This is a genomic window from Streptomyces sp. NPDC005302 (assembly GCF_040607345.1).
Taxonomy (GTDB): domain Bacteria; phylum Actinomycetota; class Actinomycetes; order Streptomycetales; family Streptomycetaceae; genus Streptomyces.
In genome coordinates this window covers 192,114-208,931 of sequence record NZ_JBEXGN010000010.1, presented here as the reverse complement: position 1 = coordinate 208,931, position 16,818 = coordinate 192,114, and the positions used below count along the sequence as shown (strand labels likewise).

At 72.5% G+C, this 16,818-nt stretch carries 15 protein-coding genes and 1 riboswitch; of the genes, 11 read left to right on the top strand and 4 right to left on the bottom strand.

What is annotated here, in order from left to right; genetic code table 11:
• Nucleotides 1-13 precede the first annotated feature (13 nt).
• A complete protein-coding gene (locus tag ABZT74_RS17735) occupies nt 14-1,468 on the bottom strand; it encodes an MFS transporter (protein ID WP_356435947.1) in 1,455 nt (484 codons plus the stop codon).
• 185 nt (nt 1,469-1,653) lie between these two features.
• On the opposite strand from ABZT74_RS17735, the gene ABZT74_RS17730 reads away from it, so the two are divergent.
• From ABZT74_RS17730 to ABZT74_RS17710, 5 genes are all read left to right on the top strand, one after another.
• Nucleotides 1,654-2,109, top strand: coding sequence for a MarR family transcriptional regulator (locus ABZT74_RS17730; protein WP_356435944.1), 456 nt, complete (start codon nt 1,654-1,656; stop codon nt 2,107-2,109).
• Between the two features lie 75 nt (nt 2,110-2,184).
• Nucleotides 2,185-2,751 carry a 3'-5' exonuclease gene (locus tag ABZT74_RS17725; RefSeq protein WP_356435941.1) on the top strand — a complete coding sequence of 189 codons (567 nt, stop codon included), beginning with the start codon at nt 2,185-2,187 and terminating at the stop codon, nt 2,749-2,751.
• Nucleotides 2,752-3,003: 252 nt separating this feature from the next.
• Entirely contained in the window at nt 3,004-3,702 is a 699-nt protein-coding gene (locus ABZT74_RS17720; protein WP_356435938.1) for a beta-glucanase, read from the top strand.
• A 147-nt stretch (nt 3,703-3,849) separates the two neighbouring features.
• Nucleotides 3,850-4,023: a hypothetical protein gene (locus ABZT74_RS17715; RefSeq protein WP_355879459.1), complete on the top strand. Its 174-nt coding sequence runs from the start codon at nt 3,850-3,852 to the stop codon at nt 4,021-4,023.
• A gap of 451 nt (nt 4,024-4,474) precedes the next feature.
• Nucleotides 4,475-5,221 carry an alpha/beta fold hydrolase gene (locus ABZT74_RS17710; RefSeq protein ID WP_356171419.1) on the top strand — a complete coding sequence of 249 codons (747 nt, stop codon included), beginning with the start codon at nt 4,475-4,477 and terminating at the stop codon, nt 5,219-5,221.
• A gap of 44 nt (nt 5,222-5,265) precedes the next feature.
• Here the strand turns inward: ABZT74_RS17710 and ABZT74_RS17705 are convergent, their stop codons facing one another.
• On the bottom strand, nt 5,266-5,490 hold the full coding sequence (locus tag ABZT74_RS17705; protein ID WP_355879465.1) for a hypothetical protein: 225 nt from the start codon (nt 5,488-5,490) through the stop codon (nt 5,266-5,268).
• Between the two features lie 463 nt (nt 5,491-5,953).
• A riboswitch (cyclic di-AMP (ydaO/yuaA leader) is annotated at nt 5,954-6,125 on the top strand.
• Between the two features lie 8 nt (nt 6,126-6,133).
• Between ABZT74_RS17705 and ABZT74_RS17700 the strand changes: the two genes are divergently transcribed.
• Nucleotides 6,134-7,555, top strand: a complete 1,422-nt coding sequence (locus tag ABZT74_RS17700) for an NlpC/P60 family protein (RefSeq protein ID WP_356435935.1) — start codon at nt 6,134-6,136, stop codon at nt 7,553-7,555.
• Nucleotides 7,556-7,621: 66 nt separating this feature from the next.
• Here the strand turns inward: ABZT74_RS17700 and ABZT74_RS17695 are convergent, their stop codons facing one another.
• Complete coding sequence (locus ABZT74_RS17695) at nt 7,622-7,939, bottom strand: hypothetical protein (RefSeq protein WP_356435932.1); 318 nt, start codon at nt 7,937-7,939, stop codon at nt 7,622-7,624.
• Nucleotides 7,940-8,106: 167 nt separating this feature from the next.
• Here ABZT74_RS17695 and ABZT74_RS17690 point away from each other — a divergent pair, with 167 nt between their 5' ends.
• The 4 genes from ABZT74_RS17690 (at nt 8,107) to ABZT74_RS17675 (ending at nt 12,939) form a co-directional block, all read left to right on the top strand.
• Nucleotides 8,107-8,637 (top strand): PadR family transcriptional regulator, encoded by a 531-nt coding sequence (locus tag ABZT74_RS17690; protein WP_356171427.1) that lies wholly within the window; start codon nt 8,107-8,109, stop codon nt 8,635-8,637.
• Between the two features lie 85 nt (nt 8,638-8,722).
• Nucleotides 8,723-9,898 carry a DUF2306 domain-containing protein gene (locus tag ABZT74_RS17685; protein WP_356435929.1) on the top strand — a complete coding sequence of 392 codons (1,176 nt, stop codon included), beginning with the start codon at nt 8,723-8,725 and terminating at the stop codon, nt 9,896-9,898.
• Nucleotides 9,899-10,030: 132 nt separating this feature from the next.
• The gene (locus tag ABZT74_RS17680) at nt 10,031-11,068 is read left to right on the top strand and encodes a hypothetical protein (RefSeq protein WP_356435926.1); all 1,038 of its coding nucleotides are present in this window, start codon (nt 10,031-10,033) and stop codon (nt 11,066-11,068) included.
• A 368-nt stretch (nt 11,069-11,436) separates the two neighbouring features.
• Complete coding sequence (locus ABZT74_RS17675) at nt 11,437-12,939, top strand: SulP family inorganic anion transporter (RefSeq protein ID WP_356435924.1); 1,503 nt, start codon at nt 11,437-11,439, stop codon at nt 12,937-12,939.
• Between the two features lie 18 nt (nt 12,940-12,957).
• Here the strand turns inward: ABZT74_RS17675 and ABZT74_RS17670 are convergent, their stop codons facing one another.
• A complete protein-coding gene (locus tag ABZT74_RS17670) occupies nt 12,958-14,187 on the bottom strand; it encodes a SpoIIE family protein phosphatase (protein ID WP_356436114.1) in 1,230 nt (409 codons plus the stop codon).
• A gap of 346 nt (nt 14,188-14,533) precedes the next feature.
• Here ABZT74_RS17670 and ABZT74_RS17665 point away from each other — a divergent pair, with 346 nt between their 5' ends.
• Complete coding sequence (locus tag ABZT74_RS17665) at nt 14,534-16,606, top strand: DUF1996 domain-containing protein (RefSeq protein WP_356435922.1); 2,073 nt, start codon at nt 14,534-14,536, stop codon at nt 16,604-16,606.
• The last annotated feature ends 212 nt before the right edge of the window (nt 16,607-16,818 follow it).

The following is a 16,818-nucleotide window of genomic DNA, read 5'->3' as shown; positions in this document are numbered from 1 at the left end:
GTCGGTCCGTGGTTCAGCGTGCGGCCGCGGTCACCTCGGTCGCGGCCGTGGGGCCCGCCTTGTCGGTGCCGGCCGCGGCACGGACCGCCGGGATGACGGCCGCGATCGCCGCGGCCACCAGGGCGACGCAGCCGCCGACGACCAGCCCGGTGCGGAAGCCGCTCTCGGAGGTGAAGGTGTAGCCGGCCGCCGAGGTCGTCATCTGCGCGAGGATGACGCCGACGACCGCCGAGCCGACCGAGGTGCCGAGCGAGCGCATGAGGGTGTTGAAGCCGTTGGCCGCGGCGGTCTCGGAGAGCGGCACGGAACTCATGATGAGCGCGGGCATCGCACCGTAGGCGAGGCCGACGCCACTGTTGATCACCATGCCGACCAGCATGAGGCCCCAGGCCGAGCCCATGAGGGCCAGCGACAGACCGTAGCCGAGGGCGATGACCAGGACGCCGCAGATCAGCGTGAACTTCGGGCCCCGGGCGTCGGTGAGCTTCCCGCCGTACGGGGAGACGATCATCATCATGATGCCGCCGGGAGCCATCCACAGGCCGGAGGCGAGCATCGACTGCCCCAGACCGTAGCCGGTGGCCTCGGGGAACTGGAGCAGCTGGGGGATGATCAGCATGCTGGCGTACATGCCGAAGCCGACGAAGATCGAGGCCACGTTGGTCAGCAGGACGCGGGGGCGGCCCGTCGTGCGCAGGTCGATCAGCGGGTCCTTGGTGCGCAGTTCCCAGGCGCCCCAGGCGAGCAGGACCACGACGGCGCCGATGAGCAGCCCGAGCGTCGTGGCGGAACCCCAGCCCCAGTCCGCGCCCTTGGAGACGCCGAGGAGCAGGAACACCAGGCCGAGGCCGAGCCCGAGCGCTCCGAGGGCGTCGAAGCGCTGACCCTTGGCGCTGGCCGGCACGTCGGGGATGAGGAACCAGATCAGCGTTCCGATGACGACGGCGAGGACCGCGGAGCCCCAGAAGAGGACCCGCCAGTTCGCGTACTGCGCGACCGCCGCGGAGATGGGCAGGCCGAGGCCGCCGCCGATGCCCATGGAGGCGCTGACCAGCGCGATCGACGAACTCAGCTTCTCCGTGGGCACCACGTCGCGCAGCAGGGCGATGCCCAGCGGCACCATGCCCATGCCCATGCCCTGCAGGCCGCGCCCGACGATCATCGGCGTGACGGACGAGGACAGCGCGCAGACGACGGAGCCGACCACGAGGGGGACGGAACAGGCGAGCAGCATCCGCCGCTTGCCCACCAGGTCGCCCAGCCGGCCGGAGACCGGGACGCAGACCGCGGCGACGAGCAGCGTCACGGTGATGACCCACGCGCTGTTCGCGGGGGTGGTGTGCAGGATCTCCGGCAGCTCGGCGATGAGCGGAGTGACCAGCGTCTGCATGATCGCCGCCACGGTGCCGGCGACGGCGAGTGTGGCGACCACACCGCCCGCTCGGGCGGTGGGCTGGGGGGCGTCCATGAGGGACTCCTCGGGTGTCTCGGTGTGTCTCTGGGTGACTGCCTGCGGGGCAAGGGATGTGCATCGTACACGTCGTATGTATCGCGCATGTGATGTGGCTCATGCATGCCTGTGTGGGAGCATGGTGGGGGCCGCGCCCATCCGTGCGACGCGCGGCCCGTGCGAGAGCGGAGGCGACAGGCGCGATGGTCAGGCCCACACATGAGGTCGAGTACGAGCAGATGCTGCTGAGCCGCCACGGCCTGATGCACCAGAAGGGCGGCCGGACCAAGGACGGCGTCCTGGAGCGCAGCGCGTACATCCTGCTCAGCCGCATCCGCGTCCAGGGGCCGATGTCGATCGGTGAACTGAGTGACGCCTTCGGGCTCGACGCCTCCACCCTCAACCGGCAGACCGCGGCCGCCATGCGTGCCGGTCTCGTCGACCGCATCCCCGACCCCGGCGGCGGCATGGCCCGCAAGTTCCGTATCACGGAGGAGGGTTCACGCCTCCTGGACCAGGAGCGGCAGGGTCTCATCAGCTCCCTGGACCGGGTCATGGCCGAATGGTCGGAGCCGGACATCGCCGCGTTCGCGTCGTACCTGCGGCGCTTCAACGCCGACATCGAGCGCATCGGCGGTCGTCGCTGGCCGCGTCCCTGACCGGACCGCCGGCCGGGGGACGGCCACCGGAAAATCCGGTGACCCGCCGGCCCGGCACCCCCTAGCCTCACCCGCATGGACAGGACCGGGGGACTGCTGAACGTCGTCGATGTCGAGGCGACGTGCTGGGAAGGAACGCCGCCGCCCGGTGCCGTGAGCGAGATCATCGAGATCGGCCTGACGGTCGTCGACCTGGAGCGGGGCGTACGACGGGCGAGGCACCGGCTGCTGGTGCGGCCCGCCCGGTCCACCGTGAGCGCCTTCTGCACGGAGCTGACGGGGCTGACCCAGGACGAGGTCGACCAGGGGGCCGATTTCGCCGACGCCTGCCGTGAGTTGGCCGCGCGACACCACGCGGGGGAGCGGCCGTGGGCGAGTTGGGGCGACTACGACCGCCACCAGTTCACCCGCCAGTGCGCCGCCGCCGACACGCGCTACCCGTTCGGTCACCGGCACACGAACGCCAAGGCCGTCTTCGCCGCCGCGCACGGTCTGCGCAAGCGGCCCGGCATGGCGCAGGCCCTTCGGATCGCCGGACTGCCCCTGGAGGGAAGGCATCACCGGGGCGAGGACGACGCCTGGAACATCGCCGCGCTGGTTCTCCGCCTCGCCGAGCGGGGCGCCTGGCCGGACGTTCCCTAGGCCCGCGACACCACGGCGAGGACCCTTGCCGTACCGGCTCGCCGCCCGCCGGTCCGGCGCCGACGATCGCGGTTCCGGCGCCCGCGCGGCGACGGGGCGGCCCGCCCGCGACGCGACCCCGCCGGGGCAGGGCGTCCGGCCCGTTCACTCCCAAGGGTTGTTTCCCGGCAGGTCCACGTGAACGGCGTGTGAGGCGGGTCTGCCGGGGGAGAACCTGGCCCGTACGTGAACGCCGTCGCCGAGGAGCCCCGCGTGTCCGATGTCGTCTTCACCGCGGATTTCGCCTCCACCCGTCAATGGGTCGCGGGCCGTTCGTGGGCCTATCCCGACGGCGGCCCGGTCAACCCGGGCGATGACAAGCTCGACCACCTGGTGGCCGACCCCGCCTACTGCCGAACGGGGGTCTTCCGTGCCACCCGCCGCTCCGACGGGGCGTGGGACGCGGGGCTCCTCACCACCGAGGGCAGCGAGGACGCGTTCATGGTCCGCACGGGGGACGTGCTGGAGGCCCGGGTCAGACTGCCCACGGCCCTCGGCGCGTGGCCGGCCATCTGGACGTGGCGGGACGGCGGCCAGGAGATCGACGTCTTCGAGTACCACCCCGACAACCCCGACCTGCTCGAACTCTCCAACCACGTCCGGGAAACCCATCACTACTACCGTGATGAGGCGGTTCGGCCCGGGGCGTGGGTGGATCTCGTCGTCGAGTTCGGCGCGCACCACGTCGTGTGGTGGGTGAACGGCGTCCGGGCCTTCGCCGACCGGCGCGGCGTGGGCAGGCACTGGGAGGCGTATCTCATCGTCAACCTGTCGGTGTGCGGCGGGCGTTACCACCCGCCGCCCGCTCCCGACGTCTCCGAGATGGACTTCGCGGTGGACGGCCTGATCGTCCGCAGGCCCGGGTCCGACGAGCCGGACGGGGTGGCGGTGGACGTCCGCCTGCTCGACTGACCCAGCGGGGCCGCCGTGGACGAAGTCGGTTGACCCAGAACGACATTGGGCCCGGGCGAGTGCATCCGGCGGGCGGTGTGGCGCGGAAGTACGGCATCAGTAGCGACGTCGCGTTCGTGCGCGTCGCACCGACAGGTGCCGAGGGCCATGACGAATCCGCAACCGGGGCGAGAGTCTCCCGAGGCCGCGTACATCGGTCACGTGGGCAGTTGCCGCACGTGTCGGCGGGAGTCGGGCCGCTGCCCGAACGCCGAGCGTCTGTGGCGGCTCTACCAGGAGTGGCGCGGCGGCTACGGCACCCGTCCCGGGGGAGCCGAGTGAGACCGTGTGAACGGCCCGCCTCGAACGCCCGCACTCGTCCCGCTCTCGCGACCGCACACGGCCCGGACGACGTGGGGGAGCGGTAGTTCCCCCTGCCACCCGCCTCCGGTCGAGCTGGACAGGGACGACCGGAGGCGGGTCCACCCGGGGTCGATCCGCGGCGGGCCGCGTGCGTATCCGGCACCCGGCTCCTCGCGCGCGACGGGACGGCTCCGGCACGGCGGCTCCGCCGGAGTCGTGCCGCCGTCCGTGACGCTCGCGCTATCCTCGGCGACCGCTCGTGACGTCGCGACGGCCGGGCCCGCACGGGTGCCTGCGTGTCCCTGCTCCGACGGGCGGAGGCCGCACCAAACCGTCGTCGCCTCGGCTACGGATATCCAGTGACCGGCGGCACAATCGCTCGTCGGCCTAGGGTGAGGCGTCGAGAACGCTCTGACGGTGAAGAGGTGTCATGCGAGGCTCTGCGCGGATGTCCGCCCGTGACGGACAGCGTCCCGGGGCGGCCCGGGCACTGACGGCGCTGGTGCCGCACCGGCTCACCGGCGAGAACGCGGGACCGACGCGGGCCGCGGTGCTGATCCTGCACGGGGGCAGGGCGGACAGCCTGGCTCCCTCCCGGCCCTGGCATGTCTCCGGGCTGCGTATGCGGCCCTTCGTGGGCTCCGTCACGCGGGCCGTGCCGGACGAGGACGTCTTCGTCGGGCAGGTGCGCTACCGCGTACGGGGCTGGAACGGAGCCGCCGCCGATCCGGTCACCGACGTACACCGGGCGCTCACCGAGCTCACGGAGCTGGTGGGAGACGTGCCGGTGGTACTGGTCGGCCACTCGATGGGCGGCCGTGCCGCGCTGCGCGCCGCGGCCGCGCCCCAGGTCCGGGCCGTGGTCGCCCTCGCGCCCTGGTGCCCGCAGGGCGAGCCGGTGGCGCATCTGCGGGACAAGCGGGTGATCGTGCTGCACGGCGACCGGGACCGGATCACCGAGCCCGCGGCGTCCTTCGCCCTGGTGCGCCGGGCCGCGAAGGAGGGCTCCTCCGCGAGCGCCGTACGGGTCGCGGGCGGCGACCACGCGATGCTGCGGCGCGCGCGGACCTGGCACGAGGCCACGGGCTCGGCGGTCGCCGCTCTGGTGTCCCGGGCCGACGGCCCGGACGGACGGCTTCCCGCCGAGGGGCCGAACGGCGAACCCGGCGTCCTCTAGGACCGCGTCCCGCCCCGCACGAGGCGGCCCCCGCCGGCCAGCCTCTAGACGGAGTCCAGCCGGTCCGCGGGATCGGGGCCGGGGGCGAAGGAACGACGCGAGCCGGCCGTCACGCGCGGGGCGGACCCGGGAAGCGGACCGCCCGTGGACGGATCCCAGCTGAGGATCCACTCGAAGTCGCGCTGCAGCCGCCTGGCTTCGCTCCGGACGAGTGTCGGTATGTCGCCGCGTTCGGAGATCAGTTGGGCGTAGATCGGTGCATCGTGCACGTGGGGACCTCGACTCGCTCTCAGGGCCTTCCGCGGGCCTTCCTTGCCTCGACGTTAGGGCCGCGAAGCCGACGCGGTGGTCATCCGGCCGGGTCGGCCAGAACCGGTCACGGCGTGACCATCGACAGCCGCCGATGTCGAACGAGCCGTCAGGGAACGCCAGTTCTGTTCGCACCCCGAATGGCCCGTTCCGGGCCCACCCGAAGCCCCGGTCCGCTGTGGAGACTTGGTGAACGGACCTGGGCGAAGGCGGACTCGCGGACGGGGCCCGCAGTCGAACGCGGTTGTCCCGACGGCCGATTCGCGCACGGGGTGTGCTCCCGTCGTCGCAGAGCGGGGCGATGCGATGAAGGTCACGAAAATGTATCGGACATCTGGGACGTGGATCTTCACACGGGGGTCACAACATGGCTAAGTTGACGACCAGGCCGCCCGACTCCCTCCGGCGAAAGCTCGCCGGGCGGTGCGGCCTCCGCCGAGTCCGGCCCGCCCTCGTGGCAGCCGGAGCCGGGGACCCACCGAACCTGGGGTGAATCGGCCAACCGCCTTACGAGGCACAGGCCGTAGGGCATACCTTCCGGAACCGTCCGCCCGAACCCGACAGCTAACCCGGTAGGCGGACGACGGAAGGAGTGCCATCCCCATGGCGCCGGAACGCACCCAGCCCAGTGGCGACGAAGTCCGCCGACGGCTCGCATCCCTCTACGACCGGGCCGAGGACGACACCGGCAACTTCAACGCCACCCGCGCTCTGGCGGGCCTCTCCTCACGCCAGGGCGACCGGCGCGCCGTGGCCCGGAGGCTCATCGACCAGCGCCCGGCCGGGGACGAGCGCGGAGGGATCGACACCGCCCAGAGCGACCTGATGCGCCAGTGGTTCGACGGGGCGCGCTCCCGGCTCGGACCCACGGTCGCGGCCGTCCTGCCCGTCGACCGGCAGCCCGACCGCGGGCGTGAGGCAGGCCGGCCCGGTGGAGCTGCGGGACGCCCCGAACTCCCCGCCCAAGGCGCGCGCGCCGTCGCCGAGTTGACGGCGGCGCCCGTACGGGAACTGGCGGCGGGCCCGGTCGCGGAACTCACCGCGGCACCCGTCGCGGAACTCACCGCGCGCCCCGTTCTCGAACTGACCGCGGGCCCGGCGTCCGAGCCGACGACCGGGCGCGCCCTCGCCGTGCCGGACAGCGGCTCCAGGGCCACCGGACCCCTCCCCGTGGTGTCGGCACCCGCGCCCGCCTCGGATGCGTCCTCCCCGCGTTTCCGCAAGGACCGAGCCCGGCGCAAACTGGCCGCCGCGCAGGACCTGCTGACCCGGCACAACGCGCTGCGGAGCGTCGAGGCGCCGGTCCCGTACCCGTCCGTGGAACCGCCCGCCGTGGAGACGGCCGTCCCGGCGGCCCCGTACTGGCCGGCGGAGAACGTGCCCGTGCCGGCCGCCACGTACGCGTACGCGTCGGTGGCGAGTGCCGCCTGGCCGGCCGTGGAGGCCGGGCACCCGCAGGTGGCGAGCGCCCCGCTTCCGGTCGCGGCGGTCGAGTACCCGCCGGTGCGGGAGCCGTGGTCCGCCCCGGCCGTCGACGACAGCCGGCGCCCGTGGCCGGCGCCCGTGAACGAGCCCGCGCCCGGGGCTCCCTGGTCCGCCGGCCCGAACCCCGGCTTCGACACCGGAAGCATCGCCGCCGTCGTGGCGCCGCCGGTCACCGGGTACGACACCCGGGCCGCCGAGGCCGTGGCGTTCGCCCGCGCGCAGGTCGGCAGGCCGTGCGTGTGGGGAGCGTCCGGGCCTGGTTCGTACGACCCCTCCGGCCTGACCCAGGCCGCCTGGCGCAGCGCCGGTGTGCTGCTTCCGCGGTCGACGTCCGACCAGGCGCGGATCGGACCGGCGATCGCCCTGGCGGGTGTCCAGCCGGGCGACCTGGTCTTCTTCCACGGGGACCTGAGCCACGTGGGCCTCTACGTCGGCGACGGCATGATGGTCCACGCGCCCAGCCCCGGGGGGCGGATCACCGAGGAGTCCGTCCAGCACGCCGGGCAGGCGGCGATCCACAGCGTCGTACGGCCGGTCTGAGCGGCGGGGTCGGCCGCGGGCATCCCGCGGCCGACCGGACCCTCGGACTCCCCGGCCTCGCCGGAATCAGAACTCGCTGTCGATTCCCGTGACGGCGGCCGGTCCCAGTGGAGCGTCGTTCTCGGACAGGCCGCTCTCGCGCAGCGCGCCGGAGACGAGCCGAACGGCCTCCGCCTCGGCGGTCCGCCGGTCCGCCGCCTCGACCTCCAGCCGGACCGAGAACGTGTGGTTCTCGTCCACGGTGAGCAGGCTCAGCTCCTCGGTCTCGCCCAGGTCCGTGTTCTGCGGGTCCTGAGGGCGCAGCCTGCGTTCCACGTCTGCGCGGGAGGCGTCCGAGACGCCGTGGACGAACGTCCCGGGAACGGTGATGACGTAGGTGGTCACAGGAACTCCTCGCGTGCGTGCCCCGCGGGCCTGGGTGCGGTCGGCAATGTGATCGCCCGTATACCCCGCATTGTGACGGCCACCCGCGGCTTCTTCGCGTCGGGCGCCCTTCGCGGCGTGGTCACGTGTGTGCCGTGCGGTGTTCGGGTGGCGATACGGTCGGACTCATGGCTGATGCTCGGTTGACCACCGCCTCGTTCCTCGTGCTCGGCGTCATCGACAAGCTCGGCGAGGCCAGCGCGTACGACGTCAAGGGCGAGGCGGCGCGCACGGTGGCGCCCTTCTGGTCCGTTCCGCACGCCCAGGTCTACGCGCAGTGCGACCGCCTCCTGGAGGCCGGCCTGTTGTCGCAGGTGCGCCAGGAGAGCGGACGCAACCGCCGGGTGCTCACGCTGACCGACGAGGGCAGGGCCGCGCTGCGCGACTGGCTGGACGACACCGCCTTCGTCCCGGTCGAGGCGCGCGAACGCGGCATCCTCAAGCTCTGGTTCGGCGGACGGCCCGATCTCCTCGGTCCCGTACAGCTCGGCGAGCACCGGCGGACCCTCGGCGACTACGAGGAGCTCGCGGAGAGCGTGGGGGAACTGCTGACCCGTGGACAGCGCGACGCCCTGGAGTTCGGCATCCGGTACGAGCGGATGATGGTCGACTTCTGGACATGGGTGCAGCGGCGGGACGAGGACGCGACGGACCGTTGACCCCGGCGCCCGGGCGGCCCTACCGTCTCGATAGTCCAAACGAGACTATTGATGGTCGGGTCGCGACCACGAACAGGGAGCCGCCGTGCGTCGTCCGACGGGCACCACATGGCGCCGGATAGCCGTCATCGCCGTCTCGGCCGTGTGCGTGGGATACGCGCCCGTCGCGATGACCGAGCTGTGGCCGTACGCGCGCCCCGGCGCCCCGGCGTTCGGCGAATGGATCCTCGGGCGGGTGGTCTCGCCCCGCTATGTCGCGGACGCCCTGGCCACCCGGATCGAGCCGTACCGCCACAGCCTCGTCCCGCTGATCGTGCACTCTGTCCTCGGCGGCCTGCTCATGCTCCTCGGTCCCGCGCAGGTGCTCACCGCCGTGCGTCGGCGGACCCGCCTGCACCGCGCCCTCGGGGTGGTCTTCGCGGTCACCGTCTACGCGTCGATGGCCGGCGCCGCGCTGTACCTGGCGCGGACCGCGCCCGCGGACGCGTTCAGCGGGGCCGCCTTCTGGATCGTGCTCGCCACCATCCTGGTGGGCACCGTCCTGAGCGTGACGTTGGGCGTGCTCGCCGCCGTCGCCGGCCACCCGGACCTGCACCAGCGCTGGATGCTCCTCTGCTACGGGTTCCTCCTGACGGCACCCCTGCTGCGGTTCGAGTGGGGCGGCCTGCCCATGATCATGCCCGGCCTCTCCATGGCGGAGATCAACCGCGCGGCCACCATGCACCTCGGCTCGGTGGTGGCCTTCGGCGCCCTGATCGCCTCGCGTTCCCTGGACCGGCGCCGCAAGATCGCCGGCATGTCCCGGTCGTGGGCCCCGCTGCCGGTCCTGGCCGTCGCCCATCTCGCCGGAGCTGCCGCCCTCGCCTGGATCGTCCGCTCCTCCCTGGATTTCGGCGCCCCAGGACGCCGGCTGCTGCTCGCGTATCTCCTGCCGTACGCCGTCACCTACGCGGTCATGGCCTCCTGCGCCCTGCGCACCGGTCGTGAAGGCCGCCTCTGGGCCCGGGAGGAGTGGCGCCTGCACTGGACGGCCCTGTGTCTGGCGCCGGTGCTGTCGGCCGCCGCCGCTCCGCTCTTCGAGCGGACGCTGGGCCTCGACCGGCTCACGGCGGTCTCCGCGGGAGCGGCGATCGGCTGCGGCGCGCTGGCGACCACGGCGACCCTGGTGGTCAGCCTGCGCGTCATGTACGCCCGGGAGGTCCTCAAGCGGGCCGCACCCGCTCGCGTCACGGCCACCCCCCTCACCTCACCCGTCTCCTAGCGGCACACCGCACACCGCCCGCCGTACGCACCGGAACGGGACCCGCGTGTCCGCCGGGCCCGGCCCTGAGCCGTCCCCGACGCCCGTCCGGCCCGACCACTTCGTCATCGACCCCGTCCGGAACGGAATCCCATGGCCGACGCATCCGACCTGCCCCCGCACGACGACACCGAGGAAGACCCGCGGACCGCGCGATCCCCTGCGGATCCGACCGGCGCGGCCGGCGACACGGCGGCGGCGGAACCGCCCGCCGTGGCGGAGCCGGCCCCGGCGGCCGCAGTGCGCGAGGCTCCGGGCAACGACGCGGAACGTGCCGCCGCGCCTCCGGCCGGGGGCGGACGGCCGCTCACCGCGGGTGTGGCGATGCTGGCCACCGCCGTGGCCGTGGTGAGCGTCATCGTCGGCGGGCTCCTGATGGCCGTCGGTCTCACCGGACACGTCTTCGGCGCCTGGCGCTCGCCGGAGTCGCTCACGCCGGGGCTGATCGGCGCGGGGATGCTCGGTACCGCGCCGGGGCTCTTCGCCGTGAGCCGCGCCCGGGCCTGGCACGAGGTCCGTTCCCTGGTCCTCCCGCTGGCGGTCGTCCTCGTCGGCCTCTTCGCGGTGAGCCTGCTCAACGCCGGGCACCTCTACATCGCCCGCGGCGGCTCCGTCGTCCCCGTCCTGTTCAGCCTCGGCTGGCTGTTCGTCCTCGGCGTGCTCTGCGTGTTCGCCCTCGTCGCCCTGGCATGGCAGTACTTCGCCCCCGCCCAGCCGTCCGGTCCGCGCACCGCGCCCCTCCCCGGCTGGTCGAAACCGGCCCTGGCGGTGCTCGGTTCGGCCTGGCTCGGCATCGGCGCGGGCCTGCTGACCCGGCCGGGATTCTGGGCCGCCTTCGTGCCCTGGAGCACCAGTCGTGCGGACGCCCAGGCGCTCGGCGTGTGGGCGCTCGCCCTCGGCGTCGGTGTCCTCGGTGCCCTCGCCGAGGACGACCTCACCCGCACCGGCGCGGCACTGATCGCCCTTCCGTGCACCGCTGTCACCGTGGCCGTCGTCCTCGCCTGCCGCGCCGCCGCCGTCCACTGGCACTCCGGCCCGGCTCTCTCCCTGGTCTGCATGGTGGGGGGTCTGCTGTTCGCCGGCGCGAGCGGGCGCGTGCTCCTCACCAGGACCTCACCGGCACGGTCGTAGCGGCACCCGCCCGCGTGTGCCGCCGGTCCACGGAGCCGGCGCCGGTCCGTCGGTACGGGGGCTTCGGGCCCGCCCGAGCCGTGGCACGCCGATCCCCGCGCCAGGCTAGAGTCCTCGCGTGCCGCACGCGCTCTCGGCGTGCACGGCGGTCCGGCGGTCCACGTACCCCGGCCGGCCGCGGCACGGATTTCGGGCAACGACGCCCGACCGGCGTTCCGTCGCCCCACACCCCCGGCACCGTACTGCCGCGGCGAGGGATGCACCGAGGACGCCTCGTCCCCCCGGAGACCGAGCGTGACGGGACGAACGAGCACGACGCGCGGTGTGTCCAGGGTCTGGACGCGGGCGCCCGACACGGAAACGGTTGCATGTTCTCATCGTTGTCCGCGGCCTCCCGGCTGCGTCCGCACGCCCCCGCCTGGCTCTCCGACCCGAAGGTCTGGCGCACCGAGGTGCTGGCGGGACTGGTCGTCGGGCTCGCGCTGATCCCCGAGGCGATCTCGTTCTCCGTCATCGCCGGGGTCGACCCGGCCGTCGGACTGTTCGCCTCGTTCACCATGGCCGTGACGATCGCCGTCGTCGGCGGACGCCGGGCGATGATCTCCGCCGCGACGGGTGCGGTCGCCCTGGTCATCGCTCCGCTCAACCGCGAGCACGGCTTCGGGTACCTCGTCGCCGCCGTGATCCTCGCCGGTGTCCTCCAGATCGTGCTGGGCGCGCTCGGGATCGCCAGGCTGATGCGGTTCGTACCGCGCAGCGTGATGGTCGGCTTCGTCAACTCCCTCGCGATCCTCATCTTCCTGGCGCAGGTGCCGGAGCTGACGGACGTGCCCTGGGCGGTCTACCCGCTGGCCGCCGCCGGGCTCGCGCTGATGGTCTTCTTCCCGAGGATCACGAAGGTGGTTCCGGCGCCGCTGGTCTCCATCGTCGTCCTCACGGTGATCACGCTCGCGGCCGGCATCGCGGTGCCCACCGTCGGCGACCGCGGTGACCTGCCCTCCGCGCTTCCCGTCCCCGGTCTGCCGGACGTGCCCTTCACGCTCGACACCCTCACGACGATCGCGCCCTACGCTCTCGCCATGGCGCTGGTCGGCCTGATGGAGTCGCTCATGACGGCCCAGCTCGTCGACGAGATCACCGACACGCGGTCCGACAAGACGCGGGAGTCCGTGGGCCAGGGCATCGCCAACATCGTCACCGGCTTCTTCGGCGGCATGGGCGGCTGCGCGATGATCGGCCAGACGATGATCAACGTGAAGGTCTCCGGCGCCCGCACCCGCCTGTCCACCTTCCTGGCCGGAACGTTCCTGATGGTGCTCTGCGTCGTCTTCGGGCCCGTCGTCTCCGACATCCCGATGGCCGCGCTGGTCGCCGTCATGGTCATGGTGTCGGTCGCCACCTTCGACTGGCACTCCGTCGCCCCGAGGACGCTGAAGCGGATGCCGGCGGGGGAGATCACCGTCATGGCCGTCACGGTCGCCTGCGTGGTGGCCACCCACAACCTGGCCATCGGCGTGGTCGTCGGTTCCGTCACCGCCGTGGTGATCTTCGCCAAGCGGGTCGCCCACGTCGCCGACGTCACCTCGGTCACCGACCCCGACGGGACGAGCGTCGTCTACCGGGTCACCGGCGAGCTCTTCTTCGCCTCCGCCAACGAGCTCGTCACCCGCTTCGACTACGCGAACGATCCCGGTCAGGTCGTCATCGACCTGTCCGCCACCCACGTATGGGACGCCTCGTCCGTGGCCGCCCTGGACACGATCGAGGCCAAGTACGCCCAGCGCGGCAAGAACGTCGAGATCACCGGCCTGAACGAGCACAGCGCCCGCATCCACGGCACCCTGAGCGGCGAACTCACCGGCAGCCACTGAGCGCTCGTGCGGACCCGCTCAGAGGCGCAGGATCACCAGGGCGGTGTCGTCCGTGGCGCCGCCGGGCGGAAGCAGCTCCGACAGCAGGGCGTCGGCGAGTGCCTCGGGTTCGTCTGCCCGGTGGTCGGACAGGGAGGCGGCGAGACGCCCGAGCCCCACGTCGATGTCCTCCCCGCGACGCTCGATCAGACCGTCGGTGTACAGGACCAGTGTGTCGCCGTCGGTGAAGCCGGTGCCGGCCTCGGGGCGGGGCACATGGAACGGCCGGGCGCCGAGCGGTGGGTCGGTGGCCCGGTCCAGGAACTCCACCCGTCCGTCGACGCGCAGCAGGAGCGGCGGGAGATGTCCGGCGCTGCTGTAGGTGAGGGAGTGGTTCTCCCAGTCGGCGCGGACGGTCACCGCCGTGGTGGACTCGGCGCCCTGGACGGAACGCGCGTACAGGCCGAGCACCTCAAGTGCCCGGGCGGGGCTGCTCGAAGCCCGTGACGCGGCACTGAGGGCACTGCGCAACTGGCCCATGACGCAGGCCGCGGCCAGCCCGTGGCCGACCACGTCCCCCACCGCGATCGACATCCGGCCGTCGGTCAGGTCCACCAGGTCGTACCAGTCGCCGCACACGTTGAGAGCGCTGGTGGCCGGCCGGTAGCGTACGGCGGCCCGGTGCGGGCCCATGTAGTGCGCGGCCGGCAGCAGCGCGTCCTGGAGGGCGAGCGCGACCTCCCGCTCGCGGGCGTGGGCCCGCCGCAGACGTTCGTTGACAGCCTGGAGTTCACGGGCGCGCGTGAACAGCTCGGCCTCCAGGAAGCGTCCCCGGTCGACGTCGGTCCGCCTGCCGCGGGCCCGGATCAGTTCGGTGACCTCCTCCACCCGGTGGACCAGCAGCTTCACGTTGCCGTCCTCGTCGAGGAGAGGAGCGTTGACGGGACTCCAGTACCGCTCCTGCCAGACACCCGGCCGGTCCAGGGACTCCACGTCGTAGCGCTGAAGGGCCATCGCGTCGCGCTGCCCGGTCTCCACCACCCGGCGCAGCGACGCCTCGAGGTTGCGTACCCCGTCGGACGCCGGATCGTCCGGCCGGGCGGGAAAGACGTCGAACAGATAGCGCCCCACCAACTGCTCACGGGAACGGCCGGAACCGGTCAGATAGTCGTCGTTGGCGTCGACGTAGACCAGCTCGGGGGTGAGCAGGGCGACCATGCCGGGCAGCCCGTGGAACACGCTCGCGTAGTCGAACGCGAATCCCGCCACCTGCTTCACCCGCCTCCCGCCGTGGCCCTGGTCGTGCCCACGGTGGAAACGGCGGAGCATCCGACCCTGTCCCACCGGCTCGGCCACGGCCCAGGGGTGGTGCAGTGTTCCCATCAGGCCACCGGTCGGCGGCCGGTGCAAGCGCGGAGCCTTCACGGGAGGCCGCGCGGTGATCCGGTACGCCCGGTACGCGACGGCGCGGGGGACGGTCGTGAAGATGCCCCGGACCGTTGCTCCATACGGGGTTGCTGTGAATTCGGGGGACGGCTGAACACACCGCCGCCCTCTCGCGTATAGGGCTGGGGGATTTCAGGCGGGGCCGACCACGACGCGTAGGAGCACTTCCTTGGGACGCAACAGGCGCAGACGCCCCACGGGCGCACGACGCGCAACCTCTGCAGCAGTCGCGCTGATTCTGGGCGGAGGCGGCCTCGTCGCCGTCAACGTCTACGCGTCGGCGACCGAGAGCGGTGCGGGCGGAGGTGCGCAGGGAGCGGGCAATCACGTCCTGTCCGCCGGAGCGGCCACCATCGACTGCCCCGACGTCGGCGACAAGTTGACGACCGTTCCGGACGCGGCGAAGGGCGATGTCGACAAGGAACTCGCCGCCCTGGACCAGCAGATCGCCGAGGCCTATCAGCAACTCCGTTCCGACGGTCCGCAGATGGAGCAGAACGGCGACAGCGGCGCCGACGCGGTCATGAAGCCGCTGAAGGAGAAGCGGGCCGAGTCGATCGGCCGCATCGTCACCGCCGTCGACGGCGCGGGCGAGCGTCCCGAGGGACTCGACGACCTGGCGGCCTGCACCCTTCGTTCCAGCGGCGACCAGAGCGGCGCGGACGAGAACGGTGACCAAGGTCAGGGCGACCAAGGTCAGGGAGACCAGGGCCAGGCACAGCAGGGCCAGGGCGCTCAGGGCCAGGGCGGTCAGCAGGGTGGCGGCGAGGCGCCGGCCGGCAACGGCCCCGTGGTCGCGGACTTCGCGGACATCACCTCCGTCCAGCCCGCCGCGCAGACCCCGCGGCCCCAGAACGGCGCCTCCACCGGCGAGTTCGTCACGAGCTGCGGTGTGAACGCCAACGGCCTGTTCAACTCCGACAACGTGATCGTGGCTCCCGGCGTCACCAACGGCGCCCATCACTTCCACGACTACATCGGCAACCAGTCGAACAACGCCTTCGCCAGTGACACCGACCTCGCGAACGCCGACACCTCGTGCAAGGACGACGGCGACAAGTCCACGTACTACTGGCCGGTGTTGCGCCTGCAGAACGGCACCCGCGAACGCGACGCCGACGCGGCGGGCGGCGGCACCGAGGGCAACGCCGGCAAGATCGTCACGCCCAAGCAGGTCACGCTGACCTTCGTGGGCAACGCGCGCGGCAAGGTCACCGCCATGCCGCGTCTGCTGCGCATCATCACCGGTGACGCCAAGGCCTTCGTCAACGGCACCGCGAACGCGAACGCCTCCTGGAGCTGCACCGGTTTCGAGGACCGGCAGTTGAAGGACAAGTACCCGGTCTGTCCTCAGGGCAGCGACGTGGTCCGCACGTTCAGGTTCCAGAGCTGCTGGGACGGCGCGAACATCGACAGCGCCAACCACCGCACCCACGTGGCGTTCCAGGACGCCGAGGGCAACTGCCCGGGCGGATTCAAGGCCATTCCGCAACTGGTGCAGCGCATCGTCTACGGCGTCGACGCGCCGAGCCTGAAGGACGGCGGCCGTACGTCACCGCTGTTCGCGGTGGACTCCTTCCCGGAGCAGCTGCACAAGCCGGTCACCGACCACGGCGACTTCATCAACGTCTTCGACGAAGGCCTCATGAAGGACGCGGTCGACTGCATCAACCAGGGCCGCAAGTGCGGGGTCGGCGCCGGGGACGACAACTCCCAGGACCCCGAGGAGACGGGCAAGCCGCAGGAGCCGTCGAAGAGCGCCGAGCCTCCGAACCCCTCGGAGAGCGCGGAGCCCCCGAACCCCTCCGAGGAGCCCACGGAGCAGCCGGCACCCACCGCCGACGACCCGTCCGACGACAACGGAGGACAGGCCCCCGGTGACGACGACGGCGGTCAGACCGCGGAGCCCACGGCCGATACGCCGGGCACCGAGCCGGCCGGCGACGACGCACCGCCCGTCGATGTCGAGCCCAAGGCCGACGTCTCCTCGTCGGGCCAGGCCGCCGGGTCCGGTGACTCGCACGACGGCTCGCACGAGGGCTCGGGCGACGTGGGGACCGCCGCGTCGACCGCACCGGTGGCCGGATCCGTTCCGTCGGCCGCCTCGCAGACCGAACCGCAGGCCGTGGCGGGCGGCGGGCTCGCCGACACCGGTGCGCAGCTGTGGCCGGCCGCGCTCGGCGGGATCTTCGTCATCGCCGGATTCGTCCTCCTCCGCAGGATCAGGCGGGGCGCTCTGTGACACCGCCGCCCGGCGAGTACGAGGGACGACTCCTGACGGAAGCGTCCTGAGGAGTGCCGGACGCCCGGTCGTACGAATGAGTCCTGAGGGGGCTTGTGCCCGGTCCACGCTGGGCACAAGCCCCCTCAGGAGTGTCCCGGGCGGCGATCTCGACCGGCGGTGTGCGCCGATTCACAGCATCCTGGGGTGAGACGCGATCATGTCGTCCACAT